Source organism: Flavobacterium sp. AC274, from assembly GCF_979258275.1.
In genome coordinates, this window is the sequence record NZ_OZ409852.1 from 1,506,167 (window position 1) to 1,532,020 (window position 25,854).

A 25,854-nucleotide genomic window follows, 5' to 3' on the forward strand; every position below is an offset into this window, starting at 1 on the left:
GATTTATGAAGTTTTTAAAATTGCTTTTTGCTTTTGTTATTCTCATATCTATTAAATCATTTGCGACGGCTCAGGCTCCGGATTATTTAATCATTGATAAGGATACTTTACAAATTCAGTCAAATCCGTTAGAAGAATATTTTAATATTCATCCGATTCCTGAAAAATTAATAACTGGCGTTTCTAGTGGGAATTGGCGAGGTTATATTGCGTATTTTAAATTCTTAGATGGAAAATTGGTTGTTGAAAATATTTATAAAGAAGATTACAAAGAAAATAGCAAAGGCGAAACGGATTATTTTTTGACATCTATATATAAGGATGTATTTGGAATGCAATCTAATTTTGAATGTGATTTTTATTCGGGTTTATTAATATGTCCATCTGGAAAGATGCTTCAATACGTTCATATGGGTTATAGTTCTTTATATGAAAATTATAATCTGATGGAAATAAAAAACGGAATTAAGATTAAATCGAAAAAATTGACTGCAAAGGAATTCCAAAAATTTAAAATTGATTATTTTAAGTATTATAAACGAACTGAAGAATATAAACTTAAAGTTAAAGAGTTTAAAGATGAGACAACTAATGAGTTTGGTATCAATAACAATAGTGTCTTTTTGATTGAAAATCCTGGTATCGGAAAAGAAAACAAATCACTAAAGCAAAAGGAAGCTGAATTTAGAGCAGATAAACAAATAGATTCTTTTATGTTTGTTTTTTTAAATGATTATATGAAAACAATAGAAATCCCAACTAATTAATTGTATGAAAAAAATATCTCCGTTATTTAAAATAATTGCCTTGGCAGTATTTTCAATTTTAATTTTTAGTTTTTCAATCGATAAAAAAGAGAACGATACAAAATTAGTGGGTATTTGGAAAGGTTTTGAGAAAGACGCCCAAATAGAGGGAGTTGAAAAACACTGGATACAACAAAGATTTGCAGATGGTACTTACATGATAATGTTTACTGCAAAAGAAGATTGCGAAGTTCAGACTTTTACCGAAAAAGGAAAATGGTGGACTGAAGATGGTAAGTTTTATGAAGCTTCAGAAAGCAGTAAAGATATTGATGTTTACAAATATGAAGTAAAATGTGAAGAATCTGTTGAGTTCAAAAGTATTAAGTTATTAGGAAAAGATAATAATACCTATACATTCAGTGATTACAGACTTGATCTAAAATAATTCAGGACTAATTTCAATTAAAAAATTCCAAATTCCAAGTGCTAGCGATAGTTTGAAATTTGGAATTTTTTATTTAAAATTTTCCCCAATAATTGGAATTTGGAATTTAAAAGATTGGAATTTATCCTTCAAAGACTTCCCCACGATGTGGTTTCAAAGCATCTCTTACCTGAATCATATTTTCATCGGTGACAACCATAAAAGCAATTGCCTGCATGTCGTTTATAATTTTAAAACCCGTAATATTTAACGGAAGTTTTTCTATGGCGATATATTCTTTCAAATGAATTTCGTGATGTTCAGCAGTTTTTGCCGAAGCAGGACCACGAAAATCCCAAATTAGTTTTATTTTTCTAGACATTTTTTTAAAGGTGCAAAGGTTCAGAGTTGCAAAGGTACAAAGTTTGTCTCAAGATATTCATTGTATTTTAAATTGTATATATCGTATATATGGTATATTTTTGCTTAAAATTATTTCAAATGAGAAAGTTAATAGATATCGACGAAAAAACGTTAACTAAATTAAAGGTGATTTCAATTTTTGAAAAGACAAGCGTTAAAGGATTAATTGAAAATGCAGTGCAAATGTACGTGAAAAACATGCAATCAAATCAATTTAATAATTTGTCGGAGGAAGAAAAAGAAGACCTTGGTTTAATGATGTTAATGCAGGAAGTAGACAGAAACGATAAAGTTAGCGAAGAGGAAATCTTCAAAATATTAGGTAAATGAAAGTTGAATATTTAAAACAATTTTCTAAAGATTTACTAAAAATTAATGATGAGACTTTAAAGAATAATTTATTTGAGATTATTGTTTTGCTAAAAGAAACCGAAAATTTAAATCTTCTATCTAATGTCAAAAAACTGAAAGGTCATACGGAAGCTTACAGAATTAGGATTGGAAAATATAGATTGGGATTTTTTTTCGATGGTGAAGTGGTAGAACTTGCCCGATTTGCAAAACGCGAAGATATTTATAAATTATTTCCATAAGATTTCAGAACACATACAACATGCCAAAAGAACTTCTATTACAAGTTTCTCCCGATATTGCCGCAAACGAATCGCTGCTGAAAGACTATTTGTCTAAACAAATAAAAGTTTCTCCACAGGAAATTCAGCATATTACCATTTTAAAACGTTCAATTGATGCGCGCCAAAAAGCAATAAAAATCAATTTGAAAGTTACTATATATTTAAAAGGCGAACCTTTTCAGGAAACCAAAATTGAGCTACCTATATATAATGACGTTTCGTCGGCACAGGAAGTGATTGTTGTTGGCGCTGGCCCGGCAGGACTTTTTGCAGCTTTGCAATTGATAGAATTAGGCTTAAAGCCAATTGTAATCGAGCGAGGAAAAGACGTTCGCGGACGCCGTCGTGACTTAAAAGCAATCAACGTAGATCATTTGGTAAACGAAGATTCGAATTACTGTTTTGGTGAAGGCGGGGCAGGAACCTATTCTGACGGAAAATTATATACGCGTTCTAAAAAACGTGGCGATGTTACCAGAATTTTAGAGCTTTTAGTAGCTTTTGGAGCTTCTGAAGATATTTTGGTAGAAGCGCATCCACACATCGGAACAAATAAATTGCCAAAAATCATTGAAGACATTCGAAACAAGATAATCGAATTTGGTGGTCAGGTTTTGTTTGATACCAGAGTAACTGATATTTTAGTAAAAAATAATGAAGTTGAAGGAATCGTAACTCAAAATGGAGATACTATTCTTGCTAATAAATTAATCTTAGCAACAGGGCATTCGGCGCGTGATATTTTTGAATTATTAGATAAAAAGAAAATTCTAATCGAGGCAAAACCTTTTGCATTAGGAGTTCGTGCAGAGCATTCACAGGAATTAATCGACAGTATCCAATACAGCTGTGATTATCGTGGTGAACATTTGCCACCGGCACCATATTCGATTGTTAAACAAGTTAACGGCCGCGGAATGTATTCTTTCTGTATGTGTCCTGGTGGTGTAATAGCACCTTGTGCGACAAGTCCGGGCGAAGTAGTTACAAACGGTTGGTCACCCTCAAAAAGAGATCAGGCAACTGCAAATTCAGGAATTGTAATTGAATTAAAATTGGAAGATTTTAAACCTTTTGCAAAATTTGGTGCTTTGGCCGGAATGGAATTTCAAAAAAGTATCGAGCAAAAAGCGTGGCATTTGGCTGGGGAAACTCAAAAAGTTCCGGCACAGCGAATGATCGATTTTACGCAAAATAAAGTTTCAGCAGATATTCCAAAAACATCTTATGTTCCCGGAACAACCTCGGTTGAAATGGGACAGGTTTTTCCCGGTTTTTTATCGCAGATTTTGCGCGAAGGTTTTAAGGAATTTGGAAAATCAATGCGAGGTTATTTAACCAACGAAGCTATTTTGCACGCTCCGGAGAGCAGAACTTCATCACCGGTTAGAATCCCAAGAGATCCTTTGACTTATGAACATTTGCAAATAAAAGGTTTATATCCGTGTGGAGAAGGCGCTGGTTATGCAGGCGGAATTATATCTGCTGCTATCGATGGTGAAAAATGCGCTTTAATGATTGCCGAAACACTAAAATAATATAACGCAAATGGGAGTTATAATTTTTGTAATAATACTATTTCTTGTGCTCGTAGGAGGGGGATGGTTTATTGGAAAATTATTTGGTAATATTATTTTTAAAGAAAATAATAAGAAATATCAAGAAATTGGTAATATAAAGTATTCTTTTATTGATGTAAAAAAATAAAATTGAAAAAGAGAATAAGATAAGAAAGCCTAATTATAAAATTCCATTGGAAGAAATTATACTCAAGATTCAAACTGTTAAACTTCAAACAAGATTGAATAATACTTCGATTTATTTTGATAATATAACAATGAGTAATTCGAAATATTTACCAATGTATTATGACCAAGGAAGTGATAACTATCTTGGATTGAGTTTTAAAATATCGGATAGATATATAGTTATAGAAATTGCTTCATCTAATAAGAAAATTACACTTTATAAAGGAGCTGAATTGACTTTTTATTTTGAAAATAACGAAACGATAAAATATAAATTTTTGTCAGGGTCTGTAAAAGGGAGTACACATAATATCAATGTTGTAATTCCTAAGCTTGCTGAATTGGAGCTTTTCGCATTTCAGAATTTGAAATATTGGAGCTTAAAATATGATAAAAGAGATTTATTCATTCAAGGGGATAATAATTTTTTTGATTCTAAAAATCGAATGAGTAGTAATGAAGAATTTCAAGAAATACTCAAATATTTGGCAAAGTCGATTGTTGAAGAATTTACTTTAATTAACAAAAACGCACTAAAATAAGAAGTAATAATTTAAATTTGGAATACAATATTTAAAATTGTTTTAATGAAAAATTTCTTTTCTAATTTGTTTGGTCGAAACAACGACCCAAAATCAATTGTTTCTTTTGATGTTCTTAATGCCATTTACTCGTATTTATATAACGTAGAAGATCAAATTGAATTTAAAATGAAAGGTGTTCACAATACTGTTGTGACCAATTTATTTACTTTTCCAAGTGCATTTAATTACGAGCAAGCTAAAAATGAATTTGAGAAAAGTGATTTGAAAGATGCGTATGGACTTTTAAATGAACTGTATAAAAAAATAGATATTGGAGCACTTTCTGAGGATGAGATTGAAAAAGGACTTGAATATGATTATATACATATTCAGTTTTATTCTGAGCCGCCAGCAAGAATTAAAAGAGATCTGAAGCATGTTTTTCATAATTTTATTATCTTTTTTTGCTGTACAAATAGTTTAGAAACTAATGATTTCAGGATTCTATACACTACTGATTTCTTTATGGATTATGTAAAAGGGATTCGTAATACTCAATCTATTGATATAAAGAACCCTCAAAATGATGTTCAGGAGATAGGTTTTAAAGAATTTGAAAAAGTACTGCAGGCAATTTGCCAATATGTAAATATTGAAATTCCTGAAAGTGTCGAACTTCCTTCATCAGAAAATTTAATAGAAGATGAAGCCGTTACAATTGAAACTTTTGAAGAATTTATTAATCTGGTTTCAAGAGGAAATGCAGAAGATAAACTGGTTAAAAAACAATCGAAAAAGCTTTTAAAGAATTTTAAAAAAGGACCGGATAATTATCACGAGTCAGTTGAAGCACACTGGGATCTTTTTGATAGTGTGGATTGCTGGAACAGCGATTGGAAATTTGATCCGGAAGATGCTGAGTATTTCATTTCAGAAATGATTGGTCAGGATCTTAATTTTGCCTATCCGGAAGAAACCTATAGTCATAATTTGTTTCCTTATATTCAATCAGCATTAGAGAAATTAGATTTGGAACTAATGACTTATGATACACATGGTGATAATTATTTGTTTTTTGTGGCAAATAAAAGTGATGTAGGCAGGATTTTAGCCTTGTCTGGGTTGACTAAGATTGAGGTAAATCAGTTATAAAATAAGGCTTAAAAAAATAATCGCCACGAATTCACGAATTATTGCAAAACTAAAATTCGTGAATTTGTGGCGAAAAACTTTACATGTATCTTTTAATTACGGAATCAAAATTATTTTCCCTGTACTTTTTCTGCTTTCAAGATAATCATGCGCCAATTTTCCTTCTGATAATTTGAAAGATGTTGGTGTTGAAAGCGTTACTTTTCCTTCTATAATCCATTGAAATAATTGATTGGCTCTTTTGATTCTTTCTTCTTTCGAGTTTAAATAACTCCATAAATCACCACCAGTCAGAGTTTTAGAACCATCCATTAACATTCTCGGATCTACAGGTGCCGGATCGCCGCCCGCCATTCCGAAGAAAACAACTTGTCCGCATTCTTTTGTGACCTCAAAACTGTCCATTAATGTACTTCCGATACTATCGTAAACGACATCAACGCCATTTGGGATTATTTTTAAAACATCTGATTTCCAATCATTATTATATAGAAAAACATGATCTGCACCTTGTTCAAAAGCTACTTTTGCTTTGTCTGAAGATGAGGTTAAACCAATAACATTGGCGCCTAACAATTTGCTTATTTGGGTTAAAATCTGACCAACTCCACCCGCAACGGCGTGAATTAAAATTGTTTCACCTTTTGCTGTTGTATGACTGTCGGTTGCTAAATAATGCGCTGTCAAACCTTGTAGTAAAATAGAAGCTGCCGTTTCAAACGAAATGGCTTCCGGTAAAGGTAAAACGTGATTTGTATTTACGGCAACCAATTCTGCATTTGCAAATGGAACATCGGCGAAAGCCACACGATCGCCAACTTTATATTCCGGATGATTGTTAGCATCGACAATAATTCCGGCGCCTTCGTAACCGGCAATAAAAGGTGAATTTCCTTTTAAGTGATAATTTCCTTTTCGTCTGTAAACATCGGCAAAATTCAATCCGATGGCTTTCATTTCGACTAAAATTTCATCGCTTTTTAATTCCGGATTTGGAATTTCTATATATTCTAAAACATCCGAATCTCCGAAAGTAGAGAAGGTAAGTGCTTTCATTTTTTATATTTTTAGAAATACAAAGTACGTGAAAATCAGCTGTAGATTTAAAAGCTTGTCTTAAAAGTGCATAAAAAAACCTCATTTCAGTGAAACGAGGTTTTTAGTTTTTTATAGCCACAGATTATAAGATTAAAATGATTTTTCGCCACGAATTCACGAATTAGTTAGTGTAGATTCGTGAAATTCGTGGCAAAAAATCAATTATATTTTAGGAAATTTCATTTCGTTGAAAGTACTTTTTTGAGTTGCCAATTTTTCGATATCATCCCATTTTCTTGGAGATTCAGCTGATAGATTTTCATATGAATCTTTTTTGATGAGAATATCATCTTCGATACGGACACCAATATTCCACCATTTTTTATCGCATTTACTGTTTGCGGGAATATAAATTCCAGGTTCAACAGTAAGGATCATGTTTTCTTTTAAGCTGCCCATATAATTTCCTTTGTCATGAACATCTAAACCAAGAAAATGCGAACAGCCATGCGGATAATAAATTTTTACATCGGCAGGATCAGTAATAATTCCCAGTTTAATTAATCCGGCAGCAATAACTTCTTTAGATTTTTTATTTAAATCCTGAATTGGTGTTCCTTCTTTACAGATTTTAAAAACCTCTTCCTGCGCGTCGTAAACCAATTGATAAATGGCTTTTTGTTCTTCGGTAAATTTTCCGTTTGCCGGAATTGTTCTTGTAACGTCGGCAGAATAACCGTGATACTCAGAACCAACATCCATTAACAACAATTGATTGTCGATTTTTGTGGCGTTATTTTCTCCGTAATGTAAAATACATCCGTTTGCTCCGGCGCCTATAATTGGCGGATAACCTTCGCCTTCGGCACCATAGTGTTTGTGAATGTAAGCATGAATTCCGTCAGCCTCGTTTTCGCTCATATCGGGACCAACTGCTTTCATGACTTCGTTGTGGGCAACACAGGAAAGTTTTACGGTTTTACGCATTAAAACCATTTCTTCCGGCGTTTTAATTTCTCTAAGCGAGTTTGTAATTGTTCTGAAAAGTTCTAATGAAGCTTCGCTTTCAGTAGTAATTCCTGCCTTAGTTTTAAAAGTATCAAGCAAACCAAAAAGATCAAAGCCACTTTTGTCTTTTCCAAGATCTGTTGGTATTTTGTCGTAAATAATTTTATCAAACTTTTTAAAATCAATAGCGAAATCCTTAAAATCCTTGCCGTTGTAAGCTGTTGAAAAACCTAATTTAGATTTTGCTCCGTCGGTTCCTAAACGTCTTCCTGTCCACATTTCGCGATTGGCATTTTTTTCTCTCACAAAAAGAACTTCGTTGTATTTTTCGCCACTTCCCTGATTTTCTTTAAAAAGCAATAAAACACCATCTGGTTCCTTATAACCTGTTAAATAAAACATATCTGGATTTTGATGATAATTGTAATTAACGTCTTTTGAAAAAACTCTTTCAGGATATGAAAAAATAACCGCTATAGAATTTGCAGGCATTAAAGCTCTAAAAGCTTCTCTTCTGCCTTTATGAAATTCTTTGGAAAGATAATCGGTTGGTAAATTTTCCTGAGATTGTACTTGATTGATTGTAATAAAGAAGGCAAAAAGTAAGAGCAGTCGCTTCATTTTTTTGATTTTTTGATGATGAATTTGTTTTTTATGTGATGCAAATTACAAAAAAAATACAATTGCGTAATGGAATTTAAATCTTGTATTAATATTGTTTTTAAGAAAAATATGTAACTTAGAGATGAAAATATGTCAACTTAATGGTTAAAGTTTTTCTATTTAAAACTTAAAAACGGGCATGAATATTGAGAAAGGAATGTTAGAGGCTAATTTTAATCTTCAAAAAAAACAAAATATTTAATTCAAAAAAAACAAATTATGAAAAAATATACCATTGCAATCGTTTCGGTTTTAACCTTATTACTTGCTTCATGTATGGCATCAAAAGAAAATAAAAGCGCTGCCGGTATTTATGATACAACTTGGGAATTAGAATATATTTCAGGACCAAGAATTGCTTTTGAAGGATTGTATCCGAATAAAAAACCACAAATTACTTTTGATCAGAAAGAAAAAAATGTTTTTGGGAATAATGGGTGTAATGGCTACAGCGCGCCATTTACTTTAAATGGAAATTCTTTGACTTTTGGAGAGCCGGGACCAACTACAATGATGTTTTGTGATGGTGGAGGAGAAGCACAATTTTTGCAGCAAATGAAAAAAATCACAAGTTATTCTATTGACAAAGATGGAAAACTAAATCTAATTCAAGGCGATGTGCCGATGATGAGATTTAAAAAAGCAGCGAAATAATTTAAATTCAAAAATTGACTTAAAAAAAATAGCGAAATGATTTAATTCATTTCGCTATTTTTTTATGCTTTACTCTTTTTTAATTTGTCTTTAAAGACTTTTTCGAATTTTTCTATTTTAGGTTGAATCACCATTTTGCAATACGGCTGATTTTTATTGTTTGCATAATAATTTTGGTGATAATCTCCGGCTTTATAAAACTTTGTAAAAGGTTCTACTTTTGTCACAATTGGGCTATCGTAAACTTTTGCTTTATTTAGCTCGGCGATAATACTTTGAGCGGCTTTTTTTTGCTCTTCGTTTTTATAAAAAATCACAGAACGATATTGTGTTCCAACATCGGCTCCTTGTCTGTTTAAAGTTGTAGGATCGTGAACGGTAAAGAAAACCTTGAAAATTTCGTTGAGGTCTGTCACGTTTTTGTCATACGTAATTTGTACCACTTCGGCGTGACTAGTTGTTCCTGTGCAAACTTCTTCATAAGTTGGGTTAGCCACTTTTCCTCCCGAAAATCCCGAAACAACAGATTTTACCCCGTTTAGGTTTTCATAAACAGCTTCTACACACCAATAACAGCCACCGCCAACGGTAATGGTTTCTAGATTTGAAGTTTTTTTGTTTGTGCGAATCCGTTAAGAGATATTGCGCAAAGCAGTATTACAATTATATTTTTCATTTTAAGAATTATTTGTTTTGTGTATCAGGAATAAAATCAAGAGCAATTGAGTTCATGCAATAGCGTTTTCCGGTTGGCGCAGGACCGTCATCAAATAAATGACCTAAGTGTCCGCCGCAACGTCCGCAAAGTGCTTCGATTCTTTCCATTCCCAGTGAATTATCATTTTTATAAACCACACTTTTTTTATTGTCCTGTTCAAAAAAGCTTGGCCAGCCGCAGCTGCTTGAAAATTTGGCTCCTGATCTAAAAAGCAGGTTTCCGCATGACGCGCAATAGTACGTTCCTTTTTCATCGGTGTTCCAGTATTTTCCTGTAAAAGGTCTCTCCGTATCCGCTTGACGCATAACAGCATAAACATCTTCCGAAAGCACTTTTTTCCATTCGGCATCACTTACGTTTAGTTTTGTGGTATCTGTATTTGAATAATAAGGATTTCCGGGTTTATCGATTTTATTTTCCATAACAACAGTTTTTGTATTTTGTTTTTTTGATGATTGCCCGCATGCCTGAAAAATAAAGAGCGGAAGCAAAAGGCAAAGGCTAAAAAATTGAGTTCTTGTTTTCATGTTTTATGAGGCTTTTAATTGTATATCAAAGATACGACGAGAGTTGGCTTAGAAATGTCGGCTAATTTACAATTGAGTTTTTTTAAGTATGTTTTAACTTTTTTTATTTACGTAAAAGCAATCGGTTTAGTTTTTTAGACTTATTTTTAAGGTGTTTTAAAATTAAAATAGATTTATAAAGTTTTGAATATGAAATGCTTGTAAAGAATGGCAGCTCGTTAAACTTTTCACAATCTTTTTTAGGATTTTCAAGCCATTTCTTTTTTCGTATTTTTGTTTGTACAAAACTACATATGATAGAAGAAAACGTAATATTAGTCAATCAAAACGATGAACAAATTGGCTTAATGCCAAAATTAGAAGCGCATGAAAAAGCACTTTTACACCGTGCATTTTCGGTTTTTATTTTAAATAGTAAAAATGAAATCATGTTGCAGCAGCGTGCGCATCAAAAATATCATTCTCCTTTACTCTGGACGAATACATGTTGCAGTCATCAACGTGAAGGCGAAACAAATATAGAAGCCGGAAGCAGAAGATTGTTTGAGGAAATGGGTTTTAAAGCAGAATTGAAAGAACTTTTTCATTTTATTTATAAAGCACCTTTTGATAATGGTTTGACTGAACACGAACTCGATCATGTTATGATAGGCTATTATAATGACAATCCTGCCATCAATTTAGAGGAAGTCGAAGATTGGAAATGGATGAAAATTGAAGATATTAAAGCAGATATTGAACAAAAGCCTGAAATTTATACTGTATGGTTTAAAATAATTTTTGATGAATTTTATCATTATTTAGAAGACCATAAAATTTAATTATACCAACCAAACCTAAATGAGAGTAACCATATCAAGAAAAGCACATTTTAATGCTGCACATCGATTGCACAGAAAAGATTGGACATTTGAAAAAAACGATGCTGTTTTTGGAAAATGCAATAACGCCAATTTTCATGGTCATAATTATGGTTTAACAGTAAGTGTTACAGGAAAAATTGACCCCGAAACTGGTTTTGTTTTAGATGTGAAAGTATTAGCGGATATTATACTGGAAGAGGTAGAAATTCCGTTTGATCACAAAAACCTGAATCTGGATGTTCCGGAATTTCAGGATTTGAATCCAACAGCAGAAAATATTGCCGTTGTGATATGGAATAAAATTAGAAAAAGAATTCAGCCTGATTTTGACTTAGAAATCGTTTTGAATGAAACGGACCGCAATTTTGTAACTTATAAAGGAGAATAATAAATGTCATTAAAAATAGGAGATATAGTTCCGAATTTTACTGCAAAAGATAGTCACGGAGAACTTTTTGAAAGCCGAAATGTTTTAGGAAGAAAGCCACTTGTGATTTATTTTTACCCAAAAGATAATACGCCGGGTTGTACTACTGAGGCTTGTAGCTTTAGAGACCAATACGAAGATTTTAAAGATTTAGGTGCCGAAGTAATCGGGATAAGCAGTGATAGTGTAAAATCACATCACAAATTTGCCAAAAAACATGAATTGCCATTCATTTTGTTGTCTGATCAGGATAAAAGATTAAGACAGCTTTTTGGAGTAAAGAATAATTTATTTGGTTTGTTGCCGGGAAGAGTTACGTATATTATTGACAGAAATGGAGTTGTAATTTACATTTTTGATAATATGAATGCAGCAAAACACATTCCGAAAGCATTAGAGACCATTAAAGAATTAGTATTATAAATTACAATTAGAACACAACAATAATTAATTAAAATATTTGCCAAAAAAGAAAAACTTATGAAACCACAAATGTACCCTTTACAATTTGAACCAATTTTAAAAGAAAGAATCTGGGGAGGAGAAAAACTGAAAACTATTCTTAACAAACCAATTACTTCTAAAATAACTGGCGAAAGCTGGGAATTATCAACTGTAGAAGGAGACGTGAGTGTTGTGTCGAATGGTGAATTAAAAGGGAAATCGTTAATGGAACTTATTGACGAATCACCAAATGAAATTCTGGGAACAGAAGTTTACAAACGTTTTGGAAAACAATTTCCGTTGCTCTTTAAATATTTAGATGCAAGAGAAGATCTTTCGATACAAGTTCATCCAAACGATAAATTGGCAAAAGAGCGTCATAATTCTTTTGGTAAAACAGAAATGTGGTATGTAACGCAAGCTGATGCCGATGCAAGAATTATTGTTGGATTTAAAGAAGATTCAAGCAAAGAGGAATATTTAAAACACTTAAATGATAAAACGTTAGTTTCTATTTTAGATACTGTAAAAGCAAAGCCGGGAGATGTTTTCTTTTTAGAAACTGGAACCGTTCACGCGATAGGTGCAGGTTTGGTTGTTGCCGAAATTCAGCAAACATCTGATATTACATATCGTTTGTACGATTTTGACCGTAAAGATGCACAGGGAAACACAAGAGAACTTCACGTAGATTTAGCGCTTGATGCTATTAATTATGATAAAGTAGATACACAGAAGAAATACGAGACAAAAACAAATACATCAAATGTTGTTGTAGATTGCCCTTATTTTACGACCAATTTTCTTCCTTTAGAAAATAAATTGGAAGTTTCTAAATCAGGAGCAAGTTTTACTGTTTACATGTGTATTGAAGGAAGTTTTGAAATTGAATACAGCGGTTTTAAACAATCTTATATAAAAGGAGATACTATTTTGGTTCCTGCTGAGATTAATGCATTTATTTTGAATGGAAATGCTTCAATTTTAGAAATTTACATTTCATAGCACGTAATAAAAAGATTATATGTACTTTTGCAGTCGCAAATTAAAATTAAAATAAAATGGCAAACGTTAAGAATTTAAAGAAAGACATCAATTTCGTATTAGGAGATATTATTGAGGCAATTTACTTATTTGAAATGTCTACAACAGGAAATCCTACTCCGGAAACGAATGCTTTGATCGACCAGGCTATAGCTGCTTTTGATACTTTGATCACAAAAGTGAATGCAAAGAACGTTGAAAACAAAAAAGCACACTTCAAACAAATAAATGTTGAATTGGAAGAAACTGCTAATCAATTGATTGCTAAAATCAACGAATTGTAAGCAAAAAAAAGTATAAAAAGTTTGATTTTTTATTTGGAAAAACGAAAAACAGGCTTATCTTTGCACCCGTAATGAGTCGCCAGCGTAGCTCAGTTGGCTAGAGCAGCTGATTTGTAATCAGCAGGTCGTGGGTTCGAGTCCCTCCGCCGGCTCAACAAAACCATCACTTTTAGTGGTGGTTTTTTCTTTAAAATACTTGTAAATTTATTTTGGAAATATAAAAAACCATTTTATCTTTGCACCCGTAATGAGTCGCCAGCGTAGCTCAGTTGGCTAGAGCAGCTGATTTGTAATCAGCAGGTCGTGGGTTCGAGTCCCTCCGCCGGCTCAACGTAAAACCATCACTGAAAAGTGATGGTTTTTTTGTTTAAATACTTCAAGGTGATTTTTATTTTTAAAATTCCCAACAATCTTTATTTGAAATAAAATTCCTACATTTGTGCTTTTATGCAAAGGATATACAAATGGGGAATGTTTCGGTTTTTGAGAAAAGTGAATTTAAGATTGATAACTCTGTAAATGAATATGTAAAAGTATTGCCTAAAAAGCGTAATATTTTAGCTATTGTTGGTTTTACAGGTTTCGGAATCATGATTTTTACTGCACTTATTTTAATGTTGCAAGGACCTTTAATAGAAACCCTGACATCATCTACAGAAATTGTTGCACTACCCGGGCTGGTAAACTATTTTGCACTTGTGTTTGCTGCTTTTTGGTTTGTTTGTTTAATTGTGCTGCTTTTATATTTGTATTGCAAGCTTGTGATAAAAGTTGTAAAAGGATTTTAAGGTAGTTTGTTACTAAAATCTATATCTGTTTTTTATCTTCCAAGTGTTTGATGCGCAGATGTAAAATGCCCCGATGACATTGCTGATAAAATTGAAATTTCACCTGCTAAACATAAAGCAACTGCTATTTCGGCAAGTTTACCGCTTTTTCCGGGACCATGACAATCCATTAATTCAAGACATTCTTTTTGTGTAGGAAACGAAGTGCCACCGCCAACAGTACCTACAATTATATTAGACATGGTAATTGCACAGTACAAATCTTTATTTTCATCGATTTCCATTCTTGTAATTGCAGTAGCGGCCTCGCCAGTACAAGCAACATCTTGTCCACATGCTATAAATAAAGCAGCCAGCGCATTAGCAGTCTGTGTTGCAATACCACTTGCGCCTACTTTTATACATCCAGACGAGTTTATTTTCCATTGTTGGTATAATAGTTCTGCTGTTGTCTTAAGTACTGATTCAATAATGTCTCTTTTTAATGTGATTTCGGCAGTGACTTTTTTCCTCGCACTTTTGTGGTTAATGGAGTTACTTTTTTATCTCCCGATGTATTTCCTTCAATGGTCCAGAAAACAGGTTCAATTGGACAATTACTTAGAATATACTTGCAAATTTTATCTGTACAAATGGTAACCATATTTTGACCTGATGCATCCCCTGAAGTATATTCAAATTTGAGAATTAAAATATTTCCTTCTATGTTTACCCCTAAATCGTTAAGAACTGCATAATTACTGGTTTCGCGAGTTAAAATGGAGAATACCTCTTTGTTTTCTGATACCCAGGCAACAAATTTTGCCAGATCAATTAAATTTTTAAATTTGAATGTTGGTGTTCTTTGTACGCCTTCTTGTAATGTAATTGCGGTAATTGTTCCAGATTCTCTGCAAGCTTTTGAACCTCTGTTATAGGATGCAATTAAAGCTCCTTCGGTGGTGGCAAGAGGAACATAAAACGGGCCTTGAGCAGAACTTCCATTTATTAATAATGGACCAATAATTCCTGTAGGAATCTGACTCATCCCGATATAATTCTCAATATTGCCTTTTAAACTTTGATTATCGTTGAATTTTTTCTCCAGATAAATAATCAACATTTGATTTTAAGTGCTGTCGAATAAAATTTAAACGTAATTCTTGTCCGTTTTTTGAGTACGGATCCTGTATCGGAACTTTTTCTAATTCTAAATTAGATTGTGGATGATAGGATTCTAGTTTTTCAATAGCTAATGAATTAATAAAATCATACTTTCCATGACTGATAATACTAAGTGGATTCTTCATAATTTATTATTTTATGAAGCTAAGTTACTACAAAATAAAAATAAAATAATTATTGATTTTTCTTTTTTAACATATAATTATTTAATTATCAGGTATTTATGATTTTTCTATTGAAATATTAAAAAAAGGCAATAAAAAAATCCTGTTCTATTAATAAGAACAGGATGAAAAGGTATAAATAAACAGCTATTTTTTAGTTAAATTACTGATTTTTAACGTTGTGCAAAATTATTTTTGTTCTTCTTTTTTTATTTCAGCAACAAACTTGGTTAATTTTTTACCGTAAAGTGACTGTGCAACTTTTGGAGTCATTGATTTTTGAATGGTATCAAGAAATTTTACATTGATGTCATAAATTTCTGCCAAAGCAATATAAGGTGCTATTTCGTGATCTTTATGGTTTATTGCAAAGTTGGTAGCGTATAGATATCTTCTTTTGATATTAGACTGTTGTTTTGTGTCTATACTATCAACTGCTTTTTGATCTTGTCTTTTTATTGCATTAAATTTTGATTCAACCAAAGAAAGATTTTCGTCATTAAAGCGTGAATTGATTTTTTTGTATTCTTCGTATAATTCCTGATTTTTAGATCCTGTAATTTTAGCCCCGTAAATGAAATTGTCAAGGTTGGTGTCAATATTCATATCGCCTGGCTCCGCAAAGAATAAAATATTATTGTCCAATGAATTGGTTACTCCGCGATCAAGGAATAAATATAGTACTTCTGGTGATTCTAATTTAATATTACTTTCAAAAGACGAGTTTCCGTCTATTTTAATAGAGTCAATAGCAATAAGTGAAGTATCAACAACTCTTTGGATATATAAAGTTCCGTTTTTTAATCCTTTAATATTTCCTGTTAAGTGTAAACCGTCAGTAGATTCTTTTTTGCTGCATGATGCTAAAAGTGCAATTGCAGCAAAGGCAATAATTGATTTTTTCATTGGTTTTTAGATTTTGCTGCAAAATAAAGAAAATAGTTTGAATGTGAAGATGTAGCTGTTTAATTTTTACTAAAAATAAAATCCCAATCTATTTCTAAATTGGGATTTGTTTATTTTTTTAAAAATGAATCTGTTACATAGATAAATTATAGGCAGTTCCGTTCTCGTGATAGTAAGTATATTTATTGTCACATTCGTTGTTTCCGTAATCTACAATTCCATTCAAATAACCTCCTACAACTTGTAATTCTCCTTTTGAAATAAACTCGCAGGAGTATTTTTTAACTAATGTTTCTTTAACGGTCAATGTCAAAGTTGCTCCTTTATCAGTAGTTACTGTGTGCGTTCCATCGGGTATTTCATAAATATTATCTTCTAATACGTATGGAGTATCAACACCTCCTGTTTGTTTTGTGGTAAATGTTCCTGAATTTAAAAAAACTCTTCCTTGTAAATCAGTAAATTTTCCGTTAGTTACTTTTCTTGTCCATTGTGATACTGTGGCAATAGTTGTTGTGTTGGTATACTCAATTGTTCCTTCAAGTTTTAAACCTGCAAGAGAGTAATTGATTCTTTCAATTGTCATTTTACTTCCAGTCGTAATAATCGGGCCAGTAAGAGTAATTTTTAGTTTTCCCTTTCTTTCAAGCTGATTGATAGTACAGCCTGCACCATAATCTACTGTAAATACTTTTGGATAGGCTGTTCCGTTTGGCATTTCTACCGTAATTGTAGCGCAGGTTATTGGTCCGGTTTCAGTTGTTTTTGCAGTTTCGGCAGAAGCAGTTACTGATAAACCTGTTTTAACATCCATTTCGTTTGCTGCGTCAATTGCAACAGAAGCGCCAACGGCAGATGGATCTGTTTGATTAACAATATCATCACTGCTGGAGCAGGAAACATAAATCAGTGTTGTTGTACAAATAGTTAGGGTTAAAAGAATAATTTTCCTCATAATGATTTTGGTTTAAGTTAGAAATAAGGGCCATCAAAAATAAGAAAAAAAGAAATTAGCCTGAAAAAAATCCTGTTGGCTTATTTACAGGATTATATATAGATATTTATGTAAAAATATTTTATAAAGAAATTGATTTTTTTCTAACAAACTAGGTAATATTACTTTTATACAGCTTTGTCCTATTGTGCTGTAATCCCAATAGCATTTATGCATTTTAATGCTATTTAATGAAAAAAAGTTACTAACCCAGAACGGTCTGATGTGATTTCATAATTGATGTTTTCCGGAGTGAGTGCGATATCTTTGATACCAAATTCAGCTTCACCTCGTTTGTCATCCCTTCTGAAATTGGTTGAGAAAACGTCCAAAATAGAATAAACATTTATCCAATTCAGTTTATCTTTCATTACGCTACACCTTCTTTCGTAAAATATTGGGTAGTAAGCATTAATAAATTCGAATGGATTTCCGATAGTAATAAGAAGTTTCGTTAATTTTTGGATATTATCAGACGGAGGAATTTCTGCAATTGGAAAAAGGGCATCAATGGCAAGTATGCATCCAAAACTATAGGTGTGAAAATGAATTTCAGGATCAGGCTCATTCTCTGCAATGTATTCAATTAACTGATCCAGATTTCCTAATAATATCTGACTTTGATCTCCGTTTGTAATATAACTGTCGACGCAGGAAAATTCGGTAGCAAGTGAAGTTAATATTGTTTTAGATTTTGGTGCAAACAAAAGTACTAATGTAGTTATTGAAAGTATCGTCTTTCCAATAGCGCTCAGGGTTTTATTGCTTTCAGTAACACAAATTATTTTTTTATATTAAAGAAGCGAAGAGCTGCATTAGTTTTTTCTATTAAACCGGAGCCATTATTTGTGCTGTTTAAAATTATTTCAATGCATGCCGGGACTAAAAAAAGGATACATAATGAGATTGTAAATAACATTAGAAAAGCATACAAGGTTTGATATGGTCTGCTAAAACCATCTCCATTGAATAATCGTAACGTGATCTGAGGGAGTTTTTTTAAAATTAACGTAAATAAGAGTAGGTTTTTTATAATGATATTATGACGTTCAAATCTGCTAGTTAGAATTTGATGGTACTGAAAATCATACATTTTGTAAATTAGATCTCCTTCAATGTTTTTGTTGTCTTTATCCTTTCTGCTTTTTCTGTAAAGATTAACAACTGTACATTCTTTATCTATGGGATAGATTTTTTTTTCAATTTTAAGATAATAGAATGTGCCATCTGTTTTAAAACTTAATTCATTTTTAAGTCTTTCCACATATTTTTCGACTGTTTCGTTGTCAATAGATTGACCGAGACCTGTAATATAAATTCCTATTTTGTTTGACATTGGATTTGTTTTAAGTTTATGAAAACTTCAGGTTTCAGGAAAATTGCAAATCATTTTCAACCAAATTTTGCTATACTGGTTGAAAATTAAACAGTTCTATAGTATTTGCTCTTTGCTTTTCGTATATCTTTATATTTCTCCCAGTCAAATTTGGTTAAGAATTCTGAGGCTTTTTGGGCACCGCGAATGAAGAGATCAATTTTAGCATCTTCAGTCATATTGAAATTAAGCCAATTATGACCGCCCGTATCAATGTATCCTATCAGGTTTCTAAAATCGGGATTTTTTATTAAAAATTCTGAATCGTAACCATATCTTGCTGTGTCAAACATGGAACTAATTATATTGGTTATTTTTTCATTTTTATTAACTTCATTTTTGTCATAACCCAGTTTTACGCCAAAAGTAGGTGAGGCCGGCACAGTTAAATTTTCATGAAAAATATCAATCGGAAAATTTGAAATGATACCGCCATCCATAAAAATAACTTCAGATGGTACAGAAGTTCGTAACCCTGTGGCTTCATTCCATTTTTCCCAGGATTCAACGCCTGTCGGAATGTTTTTAATTCTAAACGGACTAAAAAACAGAGGTATTGACATGGAGGCTCTCACAAAATCGGCAGGATTTTGAACATCAGGGTTTGAGTAAAACAAATCAATCATTTTAGGGAACACAATTTTACTTTCGGTAGTAATATCAGCAGTAATTATTGCCATATTACTCCAATGATCCGCTCTGGTGTATTCTTCTCTGTCGCCTTGTTGGACCTTATTGATTAAGTACAATTTATTTTGATCTGAAACACCTTTCAAACGTAAAGCCTTTAAATCGGCATAATTTTTTATTCCTTTTTGTGAAAGAAGATTTGAAATCCATTGATAGAAATTATTGCCGGGATTCAATCCAAGATCATCTTTAAAATTATCCACTACCTGACATCCTTTCATAATTAATTTTAAGTTTCCCGAATCACTTAATAAAGCATCAATAAATTCGCGTGCATCGTGATCTCCATCTACAAAATCATTTAAGTTTTTATTACATAAACAGTCTAATATCCATTCTGATTTTTCGATATCGCAAGTTCCGGCAGCGGCCATAAGCATGGTGTTAATACTTCCGGCAGAAGTGCCGGCCAGACTTAAAAACCGAATACCCATTTGTTCTAAAACATAAACATAGCCAACTAAAGCAATTCCTAAAACGCCTCCTCCTTCCTGAACCAGATCAACATATTGGTTGTTATTGAGATCAATGATATCCGAAAATTTTTTGCCATTTATTTCCTTTCTCAAATCTCTTAATATTGCTAAAACTTCTCCATTTTCAGTAAATTTTCTCTTATCCATGAGTTTTGTATTTAAACATTGATAATCAGTTACTTGTGTTTTTTTTGAAGAAATAAAATTAGAGAAATCGTTATTTAAAAAATAGAGTATAAATACCCTTTTTTTAGAGGTGTAGTATTGTTAAATAATTGGTTGTGAGTTTTTTATAAACAAAAAAACCTGCAAGTGTATTACTTGCAGGTTTGTATTTAAGTAGATTTTAAAAAATCTTATTTAATCATTTCAAAACTTCTTTTTACGAAAGCTGTTAAAGCTTCTCCTTTAAGTAAATTTTGAGATAATTTAGCTAAATCTAAAGCTTGTTTTACCAAATGTTCCTGATGTGTTTTGTCTTCCGTATTCAAAATACTGGTAGCCAAATCAGAATTGGTATTAACTACTAAATTATACATTTCAGGCATATTACCCATTCCGAACATCCCGCCGCCGCCAGACTGACTCATTTCTTTCATTCTACGCATAAATTCAGGTTGCGTAATAATAAATGGAGCTGCCTGGCTGTCCATAGCTTCTAACTGTACAGAATATGCTTTTGGAATATAAGCTTCTAATGAAGTTTTTAGCGTTTCTTTTTCTTCATCAGATAACTTAGAAATTGTGTTTTCGTCTTTTTTAATCAAATTATCAATATGATCAGAGTCAACACGTACAAAAGTTACATCTTTATTGTCGCCTTCAATTTTTTGAATTAAGTGTGAGATAATCGGAGAATCTAAAAGCAATACTTCATATCCTTTATCTTTTGCAGTTTGAATATAAGAGTGCTGAGCATCTTTATTTCCTGCATAAAGAACTACTAGTTTTCCGTCTTTATCTGTTTGGTTTTCTTTTAATTTCTCTTTTAATTCTTCAAGAGTAAAGTAAGTATCATCTACTGTTGGGTATAAAACAAATGCACCCGCTTTTTCGTAGAATTTATCTTCAGAAAGCATTCCGTATTCTAAAACGATTTTAATATCGTTCCATTTTGCTTCAAAATCAGCACGGTTTTCGTTGAATAATGCTTTTAATTTGTCTGCAACTTTACGTGTAATGTAGTTTGAGATTTTCTTAACCGCGCCATCCGCTTGTAAACCAGAGCGAGAAACGTTCAACGGAATATCCGGAGAATCGATTACACCTTTTAACATTGTCAAAAATTCAGGTACAATTCCTTCTACGTTATCTGTAACGTAAACCTGGTTTTGGTACAATTGAATTTTATCTTTCTGAATTTGCATGTCAGAACCTAACTTAGGGAAATATAAAATTCCGGTTAAGTTAAACGGATAATCTACATTTAAGTGAATGTTGAATAACGGATCTTCAAACTGCATTGGATACAACTCTCTGTAGAAGTTTTTATAATCTTCGTCAGATAATTCAGTTGGTTGTTTTGTCCATGCCGGGTTTGGATTATTGATGATATTATCTGTTTCAACCGTTTCGTTTACGTAATCCTCAGGAGCATCTTCCGGTTTAGGAAGTGTTTCTGTTCTTGTTCCGAATTTAATCGGAATAGGCATAAATTTATTATACTTATTTAATAAACCGCTGATTTTAGAATCTTCTAAAAATTCTAAAGAATCTTCGGCAACATGTAATATGATTTCAGTTCCGCGTGAAGTTTTGTCAGCTGGCTCTAAAGTAAATTCTGGACTTCCGTCGCATGTCCAATGTGCAGCCGGCTCGTCTTTGTATGATTTTGTAATAATTTCTACTTTTTCAGCAACCATAAAAGCAGAATAGAAACCAAGACCAAAGTGTCCTATAATTCCAGAATCTTTAGCAGAATCTTTGTATTTATCAAGGAACTCTTCGGCTCCTGAAAAAGCAACCTGATTGATGTATTTTTCTACTTCATCAGCAGTCATACCCAAACCCTGGTCGATGATGTGGATCTTTTTACCTTCTTTGTCAACTTTGATTTCAATAATAGGATTTCCGTATTCTACTTTAGCTTCACCAATGCTTATTAGGTGTTTTAGTTTTAAAGTAGCATCGGTTCCGTTTGAAACCAATTCACGTAAGAAAATCTCGTGATCGCTGTATAAGAACTTTTTGATTAAGGGAAAGATGTTTTCTACTGAAACATTAATTTTACCTGTTGTCATATTTTATAAATTTAGTTTAACGTGATGATTTTCATTTCTTCAAATAGAATACCAATTGTTTTTAAGATGACAAAATGGCGTAAGTGTTAATTTTGAAAGAAAATAATTAGATTTTAAAACCCAACTTATTTCAATGAATTGTATCTTTGTGGTACAATAATTGTTAAATGTGTAAGTATTAACTTAAAAAATATGTACAAAATGAAGAAAATCATTTTCATTTGCATGATCGCCACGATGTTTTTTGCGTGTAAATCATCTTCGTCAACTGCTTCAAATGAGGCAACTACGCTTTCGACTAAACTTGACAGACCCACTCAGGTAGCGCTTAAAGGAAATTGGATTCTTACCAATGTTTCTTACCCAGGTTCTGATTATATCAAGGTAAATTCTTTTGATCTTGCAGATTCTAAATGTTTCATTGGTAGTACATGGAATTTTATTTCAAATAATAATAAAGGTACGATGACATTAAATGCTCCAAGTTGTACTGCATTTACATCTCCAATTGTATGGAGTATTAACAATCAGGGACTTTTTGTTCTTAAAATTGTAGATCCGGGATTAAAAGCAAAAAATGTAAAATCTGGATATTTGCTAAAAGTAGCAGGATTAACTGACAACTCTTTTCAGTTAATAGACAACATTAACGTTGGCGGACAAACTAAAGATGTAACTTACCAATTTCAAAGAGCTAATTAATATTAAAAAGAATAAAAGATGAAAAAGATAACAGTTTTAGGATTGAGCAGTTTACTTGTGTTAGTTAGTTTTTTTGCAAGTTGCGATTCAGTTAAAAATGCAAATAATACCCAAAAAGGTGCAGGAATTGGTGTAGTAGCCGGTGGACTTATTGGTGGTATTTTAGGAAATAATTTAGGAAAAGGAGGTAACGCTGCTTTAGGTGCTGCAATTGGTGCTGCCGTTGGTGGTGGAACAGGAGCTCTTATTGGAAACAAAATGGACAAACAAGCCCGTGAAATCGATCAGGCTTTACCAGGTGCAGATGTAGAAAGAGTAGGAGAAGGGATTCACTTAACTCTTAATGAAAATGCTGTACGTTTTGATACAAATAAATCTACTTTGACTACTCAGGCAAAAGCAAATTTAGATAAATTAGTTCCTGTATTTAATGATTACGGAGATACTGATATTCAAATTTTTGGTTATACTGATAATACAGGTAAACCAGAATATAACCTGACACTTTCTGGACAAAGAGCTGCGTCTGTACAGGCTTATTTGGTTTCAAAAGGTTTAAAATCAAGCCGTTTCAAAACTTCAGGTTTAGGAATTGCAGATCCTATTGCAACAAATGATACTCCGGAAGGAAGATCTCAAAACCGTCGTGTTGAGTTTTCAATTACTGCAAACGACAAGATGGTAAATGATGCGAAAGCAGAAGCCGGAAAATAATTTCCATCACAATATAATTTTAAAAAAGCTGTTTCAATTGAAGCAGCTTTTTTTGACATTAGAAATTAAACATTGTAAATTTGCTCTCTCAATTATAACTCATGCTCGACATAAAAAATATTTCTTTTTCGTATACAGATAAATCGGTTATTAATAACGTTTCTTTTACCATAGAAAAAGGTCAGAATATTGCTATTATTGGCGAAAGCGGCTGCGGAAAAAGTACGCTGCTTAAACTTATGTATGGTTTATATGATCTTGATGAAGGTGAGATTTTCTATAATGAAAAACCTATTTTAGGTCCAAAATATAATTTAGTTCCGGGAATGCCATTCATGAAATATCTGGCGCAGGATTTTGATTTGTCTCCGTTTGAAACCGTAGCAGAAAATGTTGGAAAGTTTCTTTCGAATGGTTTTGCAAATATGAAAAAACTTCGTGTTCAGGAATTATTGGAAATGGTTGAAATGGATCAATTCTCTAATGTAAAAGCAAAGTTTTTAAGTGGAGGACAACAGCAAAGAGTAGCATTGGTTCGTGTTTTGGCTTTAGAGCCGGAAGTTATTCTGCTTGATGAACCATTTAGCCAAATAGATGCTTTTCGTAAAAATGCTTTACGAAGAAATTTATTTCGATATTTAAAACAAAAAGGAATTACTGTTATTATTGCAACTCACGATAGTACTGATGCTTTATCGTTTGCTGATGAAGCAATTGTAATGCGAAACGGTGAAGTTGTCATAAAAGACAATCCAACAAAAATTTACGAAAACCCCGAAACTAAATACGTAGCCTCACTTTTTGGAGAAGTAAACGAAATTGCAACTCATTTGTTAGTTTCTTACGAAGATGAAACGCATAAAACGCTGGTTTATCCGCACCAATTTAAAATGGTTCCGGAATCTAAATTACCGGTAAAAATTCGAAGAACTTACTTTAGAGGAAATCATTATTTGATAGAATCAGTTTATAAAAGACAATTAGTATTTTTTGAAAGTGAAATTGATTTACCGCTTGAAGAGAATGTTTTTCTAGCCTTAAATTATTTATAAGAAACAAAAGCCATAAACATTAAAAGGTGTTTGTGGCTTTTTTAATTTATTGCTGTTTTTTGTCCCAAAATCTGCTATTCTTTCAATAAAAGAATAGTATCTACTTTATAATTAAACTTAATTAAATTGCTAATAACGAAAAAAATAGTAATTTGTACGCTTATGTTTTAAAGTATACTTAAATTTGCAATCCAAATTTTTAACAAATAATAAAAAGAATATGTATCATTCAAAAATAGCGGGCTTAGGATATTATGTTCCTTCAAATGTTGTCACCAATGATGATTTGTCTAAGTTAATTGATACCAATGATGAATGGATTCAGGAAAGAACCGGAATTCAGGAGCGAAGACATATTATTCGTGGAGAAGATACTACGACTTCAATGGGTGTAAAAGCAGCTAAAATTGCAATAGAACGTTCTGGCGTTGCCAAAGAAGATATTGATTTTGTAGTTTTTGCCACATTAAGCCCTGATTATTATTTTCCTGGCCCCGGAGTTTTAGTGCAACGTGATTTAGGATTAAGAACTGTAGGAGCATTAGATGTTAGAAACCAATGTTCAGGTTTTGTTTATGCAATTTCAGTTGCAGATCAATATATTAAAACCGGAATGTATAAAAACATTTTAGTAATTGGTTCAGAAGTTCATTCAACAGGACTGGATATGACAACCCGCGGACGTGGTGTTTCGGTAATTTTTGGAGATGGAGCAGGAGCAGCGGTTTTAAGCCGTGAAGAAGATTTAACAAAAGGGATTTTATCTACACACTTGCATTCAGAAGGACAGCATGCCGAAGAATTGGCGTTGCAGGCTCCAGGAATGGGAGCACGTTGGGTAACTGATATTTTGGCTGATAATGACCCTAATGACGAAAGTTATTATCCTTATATGAACGGTCAGTTTGTATTTAAAAATGCTGTAGTTCGTTTTGCTGAGGTAATTAATGAAGGTTTAGAAGCAAATGGCTTACAGGTTTCAGATATTGACATGTTGATTCCGCACCAGGCAAATTTGAGAATTTCTCAGTTCATTCAGAATAAGTTCAAATTATCGGATGATCAGGTACACAATAATATTCAAAAGTATGGAAATACGACTGCAGCCTCTATTCCGATTGCTTTAACAGAAGCTTGGGAACAAGGAAAAATCAAATCTGGAGATACCGTTGTTTTAGCTGCTTTTGGTAGTGGATTTACATGGGCAAGTGCTATTATTAAATGGTAATTTGATTCGTTTGAAATAATATTTAAAACCTGCTCT

At 32.4% G+C, this 25,854-nt stretch carries 32 protein-coding genes and 2 tRNA genes; 20 read left to right on the forward strand and 14 right to left on the reverse strand.

Annotation, left to right across the window (positions count from 1 at the left end):
* Positions 1-5 precede the first annotated feature (5 nt).
* Positions 6-767 carry a hypothetical protein gene (locus tag ACZZZT_RS06925; protein ID WP_302093488.1) on the forward strand — a complete coding sequence of 254 codons (762 nt, stop codon included), beginning with the start codon at positions 6-8 and terminating at the stop codon, positions 765-767.
* A 4-nt stretch (positions 768-771) separates the two neighbouring features.
* Positions 772-1,194, forward strand: coding sequence for a hypothetical protein (locus ACZZZT_RS06930; RefSeq protein WP_463459875.1), 423 nt, complete (start codon positions 772-774; stop codon positions 1,192-1,194).
* Positions 1,195-1,315: 121 nt separating this feature from the next.
* Here the strand turns inward: ACZZZT_RS06930 and ACZZZT_RS06935 are convergent, their stop codons facing one another.
* Entirely contained in the window at positions 1,316-1,555 is a 240-nt protein-coding gene (locus ACZZZT_RS06935) for a hypothetical protein (RefSeq protein ID WP_042565953.1), read from the reverse strand.
* 119 nt (positions 1,556-1,674) lie between these two features.
* Here ACZZZT_RS06935 and ACZZZT_RS06940 point away from each other — a divergent pair, with 119 nt between their 5' ends.
* The 5 genes from ACZZZT_RS06940 to ACZZZT_RS06960 all read left to right on the forward strand — a co-directional run bounded on the left by ACZZZT_RS06940 (position 1,675) and on the right by ACZZZT_RS06960 (position 5,655).
* Positions 1,675-1,926 carry a hypothetical protein gene (locus ACZZZT_RS06940; RefSeq protein WP_042565954.1) on the forward strand — a complete coding sequence of 84 codons (252 nt, stop codon included), beginning with the start codon at positions 1,675-1,677 and terminating at the stop codon, positions 1,924-1,926.
* Complete coding sequence (locus ACZZZT_RS06945; RefSeq protein WP_042565955.1) at positions 1,923-2,189, forward strand: type II toxin-antitoxin system RelE family toxin; 267 nt, start codon at positions 1,923-1,925, stop codon at positions 2,187-2,189. Before ACZZZT_RS06940 ends, ACZZZT_RS06945 begins: the two co-directional genes overlap by 4 nt.
* A gap of 20 nt (positions 2,190-2,209) precedes the next feature.
* Positions 2,210-3,769 carry an NAD(P)/FAD-dependent oxidoreductase gene (locus ACZZZT_RS06950; RefSeq protein ID WP_463459876.1) on the forward strand — a complete coding sequence of 520 codons (1,560 nt, stop codon included), beginning with the start codon at positions 2,210-2,212 and terminating at the stop codon, positions 3,767-3,769.
* Between the two features lie 215 nt (positions 3,770-3,984).
* Positions 3,985-4,521, forward strand: a complete 537-nt coding sequence (locus ACZZZT_RS06955; protein ID WP_463459877.1) for a hypothetical protein — start codon at positions 3,985-3,987, stop codon at positions 4,519-4,521.
* A 45-nt stretch (positions 4,522-4,566) separates the two neighbouring features.
* Complete coding sequence (locus ACZZZT_RS06960; protein WP_302093484.1) at positions 4,567-5,655, forward strand: DUF6630 family protein; 1,089 nt, start codon at positions 4,567-4,569, stop codon at positions 5,653-5,655.
* 96 nt (positions 5,656-5,751) lie between these two features.
* On the opposite strand, the gene ACZZZT_RS06965 is transcribed toward ACZZZT_RS06960, so the two are convergent.
* Both ACZZZT_RS06965 and ACZZZT_RS06970 read right to left on the reverse strand, forming a co-directional pair.
* The gene (locus ACZZZT_RS06965) at positions 5,752-6,711 is read right to left on the reverse strand and encodes a quinone oxidoreductase family protein (RefSeq protein ID WP_463459878.1); all 960 of its coding nucleotides are present in this window, start codon (positions 6,709-6,711) and stop codon (positions 5,752-5,754) included.
* Between the two features lie 204 nt (positions 6,712-6,915).
* Entirely contained in the window at positions 6,916-8,322 is a 1,407-nt protein-coding gene (locus ACZZZT_RS06970; protein WP_463459879.1) for an aminopeptidase P N-terminal domain-containing protein, read from the reverse strand.
* A gap of 261 nt (positions 8,323-8,583) precedes the next feature.
* Here ACZZZT_RS06970 and ACZZZT_RS06975 point away from each other — a divergent pair, with 261 nt between their 5' ends.
* A complete protein-coding gene (locus ACZZZT_RS06975; RefSeq protein WP_463459880.1) occupies positions 8,584-9,018 on the forward strand; it encodes an META domain-containing protein in 435 nt (144 codons plus the stop codon).
* Positions 9,019-9,080: 62 nt separating this feature from the next.
* Here ACZZZT_RS06975 and msrA read toward each other — a convergent pair whose 3' ends face one another.
* Both msrA and msrB read right to left on the reverse strand, forming a co-directional pair.
* A complete protein-coding gene (msrA, locus tag ACZZZT_RS06980; RefSeq protein WP_463462391.1) occupies positions 9,081-9,647 on the reverse strand; it encodes a peptide-methionine (S)-S-oxide reductase MsrA in 567 nt (188 codons plus the stop codon).
* 55 nt (positions 9,648-9,702) lie between these two features.
* Complete coding sequence (gene msrB / locus ACZZZT_RS06985) at positions 9,703-10,263, reverse strand: peptide-methionine (R)-S-oxide reductase MsrB (protein WP_463459881.1); 561 nt, start codon at positions 10,261-10,263, stop codon at positions 9,703-9,705.
* A gap of 293 nt (positions 10,264-10,556) precedes the next feature.
* On the opposite strand from msrB, the gene idi reads away from it, so the two are divergent.
* From idi to ACZZZT_RS07025, 8 genes are all read left to right on the forward strand, one after another.
* The gene (gene idi / locus ACZZZT_RS06990) at positions 10,557-11,084 is read left to right on the forward strand and encodes an isopentenyl-diphosphate Delta-isomerase (protein ID WP_073396032.1); all 528 of its coding nucleotides are present in this window, start codon (positions 10,557-10,559) and stop codon (positions 11,082-11,084) included.
* A gap of 19 nt (positions 11,085-11,103) precedes the next feature.
* Positions 11,104-11,514: a 6-carboxytetrahydropterin synthase gene (locus ACZZZT_RS06995; protein WP_042565962.1), complete on the forward strand. Its 411-nt coding sequence runs from the start codon at positions 11,104-11,106 to the stop codon at positions 11,512-11,514.
* Between the two features lie 3 nt (positions 11,515-11,517).
* Entirely contained in the window at positions 11,518-11,976 is a 459-nt protein-coding gene (locus tag ACZZZT_RS07000; protein WP_042565963.1) for a peroxiredoxin, read from the forward strand.
* 57 nt (positions 11,977-12,033) lie between these two features.
* The gene (locus tag ACZZZT_RS07005; RefSeq protein WP_463459882.1) at positions 12,034-13,002 is read left to right on the forward strand and encodes a type I phosphomannose isomerase catalytic subunit; all 969 of its coding nucleotides are present in this window, start codon (positions 12,034-12,036) and stop codon (positions 13,000-13,002) included.
* 56 nt (positions 13,003-13,058) lie between these two features.
* Positions 13,059-13,325 (forward strand): hypothetical protein, encoded by a 267-nt coding sequence (locus ACZZZT_RS07010; protein ID WP_026982865.1) that lies wholly within the window; start codon positions 13,059-13,061, stop codon positions 13,323-13,325.
* Positions 13,326-13,403: 78 nt separating this feature from the next.
* Positions 13,404-13,477 (forward strand) — tRNA-Thr (locus ACZZZT_RS07015).
* Between the two features lie 102 nt (positions 13,478-13,579).
* Positions 13,580-13,653 (forward strand) — tRNA-Thr (locus tag ACZZZT_RS07020).
* Positions 13,654-13,789: 136 nt separating this feature from the next.
* Positions 13,790-14,113, forward strand: a complete 324-nt coding sequence (locus ACZZZT_RS07025) for a hypothetical protein (protein ID WP_042565965.1) — start codon at positions 13,790-13,792, stop codon at positions 14,111-14,113.
* Between the two features lie 32 nt (positions 14,114-14,145).
* Here the strand turns inward: ACZZZT_RS07025 and ACZZZT_RS07030 are convergent, their stop codons facing one another.
* From ACZZZT_RS07030 to htpG, 9 genes are all read right to left on the reverse strand, one after another.
* The gene (locus ACZZZT_RS07030; RefSeq protein WP_463462392.1) at positions 14,146-14,643 is read right to left on the reverse strand and encodes a hypothetical protein; all 498 of its coding nucleotides are present in this window, start codon (positions 14,641-14,643) and stop codon (positions 14,146-14,148) included.
* Complete coding sequence (locus ACZZZT_RS07035) at positions 14,595-15,215, reverse strand: hypothetical protein (protein WP_463459883.1); 621 nt, start codon at positions 15,213-15,215, stop codon at positions 14,595-14,597. The genes ACZZZT_RS07030 and ACZZZT_RS07035 overlap by 49 nt, the downstream gene beginning before the upstream one ends.
* A complete protein-coding gene (locus ACZZZT_RS07040) occupies positions 15,178-15,402 on the reverse strand; it encodes a hypothetical protein (RefSeq protein ID WP_463459884.1) in 225 nt (74 codons plus the stop codon). The genes ACZZZT_RS07035 and ACZZZT_RS07040 overlap by 38 nt, the downstream gene beginning before the upstream one ends.
* A gap of 228 nt (positions 15,403-15,630) precedes the next feature.
* Positions 15,631-16,347, reverse strand: a complete 717-nt coding sequence (locus ACZZZT_RS07045) for a DUF4369 domain-containing protein (RefSeq protein ID WP_042565967.1) — start codon at positions 16,345-16,347, stop codon at positions 15,631-15,633.
* Positions 16,348-16,480: 133 nt separating this feature from the next.
* On the reverse strand, positions 16,481-17,302 hold the full coding sequence (locus ACZZZT_RS07050) for a hypothetical protein (protein ID WP_463459885.1): 822 nt from the start codon (positions 17,300-17,302) through the stop codon (positions 16,481-16,483).
* A gap of 227 nt (positions 17,303-17,529) precedes the next feature.
* Positions 17,530-18,048 (reverse strand): hypothetical protein, encoded by a 519-nt coding sequence (locus ACZZZT_RS07055; protein WP_463459886.1) that lies wholly within the window; start codon positions 18,046-18,048, stop codon positions 17,530-17,532.
* 74 nt (positions 18,049-18,122) lie between these two features.
* Complete coding sequence (locus tag ACZZZT_RS07060) at positions 18,123-18,677, reverse strand: hypothetical protein (protein ID WP_463459887.1); 555 nt, start codon at positions 18,675-18,677, stop codon at positions 18,123-18,125.
* Positions 18,678-18,763: 86 nt separating this feature from the next.
* Positions 18,764-20,029, reverse strand: coding sequence for a patatin-like phospholipase family protein (locus tag ACZZZT_RS07065; RefSeq protein ID WP_042565970.1), 1,266 nt, complete (start codon positions 20,027-20,029; stop codon positions 18,764-18,766).
* A gap of 209 nt (positions 20,030-20,238) precedes the next feature.
* Positions 20,239-22,122 carry a molecular chaperone HtpG gene (gene htpG, locus ACZZZT_RS07070; protein ID WP_042565971.1) on the reverse strand — a complete coding sequence of 628 codons (1,884 nt, stop codon included), beginning with the start codon at positions 22,120-22,122 and terminating at the stop codon, positions 20,239-20,241.
* 201 nt (positions 22,123-22,323) lie between these two features.
* Between htpG and ACZZZT_RS07075 the strand changes: the two genes are divergently transcribed.
* The 4 genes from ACZZZT_RS07075 (at position 22,324) to ACZZZT_RS07090 (ending at position 25,818) form a co-directional block, all read left to right on the forward strand.
* The gene (locus ACZZZT_RS07075; RefSeq protein WP_463459888.1) at positions 22,324-22,824 is read left to right on the forward strand and encodes a lipocalin family protein; all 501 of its coding nucleotides are present in this window, start codon (positions 22,324-22,326) and stop codon (positions 22,822-22,824) included.
* 18 nt (positions 22,825-22,842) lie between these two features.
* The gene (locus tag ACZZZT_RS07080) at positions 22,843-23,538 is read left to right on the forward strand and encodes a YiaD family glycine zipper/OmpA-like lipoprotein (RefSeq protein WP_042565972.1); all 696 of its coding nucleotides are present in this window, start codon (positions 22,843-22,845) and stop codon (positions 23,536-23,538) included.
* A 101-nt stretch (positions 23,539-23,639) separates the two neighbouring features.
* The gene (locus ACZZZT_RS07085; RefSeq protein ID WP_042565973.1) at positions 23,640-24,590 is read left to right on the forward strand and encodes an ABC transporter ATP-binding protein; all 951 of its coding nucleotides are present in this window, start codon (positions 23,640-23,642) and stop codon (positions 24,588-24,590) included.
* 220 nt (positions 24,591-24,810) lie between these two features.
* Positions 24,811-25,818: a 3-oxoacyl-ACP synthase III family protein gene (locus ACZZZT_RS07090; RefSeq protein WP_042565974.1), complete on the forward strand. Its 1,008-nt coding sequence runs from the start codon at positions 24,811-24,813 to the stop codon at positions 25,816-25,818.
* Positions 25,819-25,854: the final 36 nt, after the last annotated feature.